Here is a 3,263-nt window from a genome sequence, read left to right as displayed (position 1 = left end):
TAAAAAATCAATGACTTGTTATAAAGCATAACTTGTTTATATGCTTATCAGCTTTTTTTTTTAACTAAAAATCACGCTGAAATCCAACCGCTTACACAATTCATTTAACACATTACTACGACTTTTTGAATGCTATTTAACACATTACTACGACTTTTTGAATGTTATTTTCTCTTCCAAATACGACTTTTTGAATGTTATTTTGCATCATCTACGATTTCCATTTGCACAAGTCGTAATTACTTATTATATTTGCGCAACATACTAATAATCAATAAAGGATGAAGAAAATCATAGTTCATTTTAAGAAAGAAGAATTTGAAAGGGTAAAAAACGCAATTTCTATCCTCGCAAAATTTTCTGAAATATACGCTCCTCACATAGATAAAGCCAACAGTATTTTATCCTTTCGTGTAGATGATGAAAACGAAACAACAGAAGAACAACAGTGTAACAGTCGTCAATAAAGACCAAATACAAAGCTATATTATGACGACAGCCAAGTATGACTTTTCCGTTTATGAGAAGCGCATACTTTATAGAATTGTAGAAATGGCTCAAGGTGAACTCCAAGGAGTTAGGTTTGCAACTGATTGTAAAAAAATAGAACACACACTTTTTGATACCGTTCACATCACAATGCCTATTGCTTCATTGCTAAATGGAGAAAGTGATGAAAACTACACACGTGTAAAACAAGCACTGTTATCTCTACAAAAGAAAATCTTTACCTATGAGGATGAAAAAGAATGGATAAGCATTTCTATTATTGCATTGCCAAAGATAAAGAAGCGTTCATCTGTTGTATCATTCCAAATAGACTCACACATATGGGACTGCTGCTTAGATTTTTCAAAAGGGTTTCGCAAATACGAATTAGCCACTGCGATGAAGTTTAAGAGTGTATATTCTATGCGGTTCTACGAACTTTTAAGCGGTCAGAAAACAAAACTAATCTATCCACTTGAACAGCTCAAAGAAATGTTTAAAGTACAAGATAAATACGCAAAGACAAACGATTTTGTCCGGAAAGTAATTGAACCTGCAAAAAATGAGCTGGACGAACTAAGTCCTTATACATTCGAATGGTCCGCAAACAAGGAGGGGAAAAAAATTGTAAGTTTCAACTTCTATCCAATATTCAAGCCAGAGCATCGTGATGCAGAGCTATACAAAAAAGAGCTACAAAAGCAAACCGGGCTTTCATGGGATTTAGGTAGGCAAGTGATAAGTTACTTAAAAACATCTTTGGAGTTCTCCGATAAAGAAATCAAAAACAACCGGGATTTATTTGTAACAGCACAAATGGAACTTCCAGACATCATGACAGAACTCGCCATACTTAGAGGAAAATCAAGGACAAAAACAAATCCAAAAGGGTGGATTATAAACGCCCTTAAAGGGAAAATCAAGGATAAGTGACAAGATTACCCCGGTATATTTCAGCCGGGGTAATCTTGTCAAATCAGAGGAACGATTTCCATTTCTACACCAAGCTCTTTCATCTGCCGCTGTATTTCCTCGCTGCTTAGTTTCTCTTTCGCCAGTACAAGCCCATGAAAGGCGTCCCAGCCTGCCGGCTTCGAAACGATACTACCGTTTAGGACAGCATGGGTGATTTCGCCGCCGGACTTCGCACCCTTGTTCAGTATGAAGAAGAACCGGGGTTCTTCGTGTTCCGTTGTTCCCATAATTCGTAAAGTTAGAGTTTATTTGTTTCCCTTTTGTTCCCTTGCCTGCTCTTGGAAGTATTCATAATACTGCTTGTAGTTGTCCCGGTCTTTGGCTGCATCCGTCCAAAGATAGCACATGAAACAAGCGAACAATAGGGAGATAACAGCACAAAGGATTGAGTAGAACGAAATCCGTTTGTCCACATAACCGCCGTTTTTCATTCTGTACCCCTGCCGTTCAAAGTCCGACAATACGTTTTTTAGGCGATTTTCGGCACTTTCGAGGCTTTTCCCGTCTATTTGTACCTTTCGGGATGTTGCATCCTCTATGCGCTTTGTATAGGCTTCAATACGTCCCATTTCTTGAAAAAACAGTTCTATCGCAAGCTGCGGGTTAACCTTTGGTGCTGTGTCTTTTCTTTTCCGGGGGCTGTACTGTCCCTGCTTAACGGTGGAAGCTACCGCTTCCGGATGTGAGTTTGTTTCCATGAGATATGTTCATTGAGTTATATTTCAGTTTGCTTTGTGTCCGCTCGATATGGGCGAGAGTGTAGCCTTTCCCTATCTCGCTCGCCTTATACTCCGTACCGCTTCGGGCTGTGACGTAGTAGCCGTTAAGTTTTCCGGTGCTTGCCCTGGCTTCCCGAACTTTAAAACCTCTCCTACCAAGTTCTTCCTTGAATTTAGTCAAGTCAAAGCCCTGCATCTTCTTCAATACGTCGTCCATGGCTTCCTTGATTTCCGCTTTGTTGGCTTTGCCGATGTCCTGCGACTGTACAAAGTTCCGTTCCTTGGCTATGGCGTTGGCGGCTTCCGTTGCCTTTTTCCCTATCCAGTTATCCCGGTACAGTTCCCCGGAAAGGGAAACCCGGTTTGCCAGTATATGCAGGTGGGCTTGTTCTTTTTTGCTCTCCGTACCGCTGTGCCGGATGATGATGTACTGGTGGTTCGCCAGCCCCATGCGCTGCATGAAGTCGTTACCAAGTTCCGCCCAGTCCGCATCCGTAAAGGTGGCGCTTTCCTCTATCGAAGGACTGACCTCGAAACGTAGGCAATTGTTTTTTACGTTCGGAAAATCAGCGTGGTATGGTTTCATTTCCTGTACCATTTCCGCACCCGTACACCCGTAAAGTTCATGCCGGGCTATCTCGATGGCTGCTGTCTGTCCGTCTATCTCTTTGGCAAGGTCATACTCCAGTGCAGCCGTACCATGCGATATGCTCTTTCCTTTCCCTATCATCGTGAAAGTATTTTTTTAAGTTCGGTGATTAGTGCCTGATTCTCTTCAAATACCTCCCGGTACTGGCGACCACCGAAGTAGTTGTTCAGCCGTTGGAGCGTTCCTTTCAACTGGGCTATGTCCCGGAGAAGCTGCCGTTCCTCCTCGGTGTACCTTTCCCTTGGGCGACCTCCAAGGGACAAACTCCGGCAATACTCCGATGTGCTCATGCTACATCGGGCTGCCTGCTCCGCAAGTGCCAGCTTTTCATACCGGGTACAGCGGAATGTAATCTTTTCGTTCCGTCTTACTTCCATGTCACAAAGGTAATCTTAAAATCTTTTTGAGCAAAGCGAGAAAAGCAAGAATTG

General features: G+C 42.3%; 4 protein-coding genes. 1 reads left to right on the top strand and 3 read right to left on the bottom strand.

The window, feature by feature from the left end; translation table 11 throughout:
- Positions 1-489: 489 nt before the first annotated feature.
- On the top strand, positions 490-1,422 hold the full coding sequence (locus KQ486_RS14745; protein WP_229509212.1) for a replication initiation protein: 933 nt from the start codon (positions 490-492) through the stop codon (positions 1,420-1,422).
- A gap of 287 nt (positions 1,423-1,709) precedes the next feature.
- Here the strand turns inward: KQ486_RS14745 and mbpC are convergent, their stop codons facing one another.
- The 3 genes from mbpC to mbpA are packed head-to-tail and all read right to left on the bottom strand — an operon-like array spanning position 1,710 to position 3,209.
- Complete coding sequence (gene mbpC / locus KQ486_RS14740) at positions 1,710-2,162, bottom strand: mobilization protein MbpC (protein WP_007755893.1); 453 nt, start codon at positions 2,160-2,162, stop codon at positions 1,710-1,712.
- Positions 2,119-2,913: a mobilization protein MbpB gene (gene mbpB, locus KQ486_RS14735; RefSeq protein ID WP_007755894.1), complete on the bottom strand. Its 795-nt coding sequence runs from the start codon at positions 2,911-2,913 to the stop codon at positions 2,119-2,121. The genes mbpC and mbpB overlap by 44 nt, the downstream gene beginning before the upstream one ends.
- The gene (mbpA, locus tag KQ486_RS14730) at positions 2,910-3,209 is read right to left on the bottom strand and encodes a mobilization protein MbpA (protein ID WP_005683055.1); all 300 of its coding nucleotides are present in this window, start codon (positions 3,207-3,209) and stop codon (positions 2,910-2,912) included. Before mbpA ends, mbpB begins: the two co-directional genes overlap by 4 nt.
- Positions 3,210-3,263 lie beyond the last annotated feature (54 nt).

Origin of the sequence: Allobacillus halotolerans (assembly GCF_018967645.1) — a bacterium.
Taxonomy (GTDB): Bacteria; Bacillota; Bacilli; order Bacillales; family Alkalibacillaceae; genus Allobacillus; species Allobacillus halotolerans.
This window is presented reverse-complemented; position numbering and strand designations above follow the sequence as displayed.